1 protein-coding gene is annotated in these 327 nt (G+C 37.3%); it reads right to left on the bottom strand.

The genetic code is table 11. The features are described from left to right. Positions 1 to 99: 99 nt before the first annotated feature. Positions 100 to 240 carry a hypothetical protein gene (locus tag AB6N09_RS05685; RefSeq protein WP_411131954.1) on the bottom strand — a complete coding sequence of 47 codons (141 nt, stop codon included), beginning with the start codon at positions 238 to 240 and terminating at the stop codon, positions 100 to 102. Positions 241 to 327 lie beyond the last annotated feature (87 nt).

Consider the following 327-nt stretch of genomic DNA (forward strand, 5'->3'; position numbering starts at 1 on the left):
TATTATATCTGCAGGTTTATATGTCAATTTTGCAAGAATATCAAGTCGACCCATCTGCCTAGTGTGATTTCAAGTGAAAAGGGCAGCATTGTTTCGAGGTCAACTTGCATAGGGAAGCGGAATGTCATTGCCAGTCACGCGTAAAACTGGAGCATCAAATCTTTCTTCCATAATAAATCTTGAACTTTTAGGCATTAAAACTGTATCACCAATTTCTGCATAAACATCTGTACTAACCATAGCACGCAGCGTTCAGTCCTTGCAGATCACAGTTTATTGCAGTTTCAAAAACATCATCAATAATTTTACCTTGAGTAAAAACAACGT

The sequence above is a fragment of the Wolbachia endosymbiont of Tettigetta isshikii genome, from assembly GCF_041154185.1.
In the GTDB taxonomy this organism is placed as follows: Bacteria; Pseudomonadota; Alphaproteobacteria; order Rickettsiales; family Anaplasmataceae; genus Wolbachia.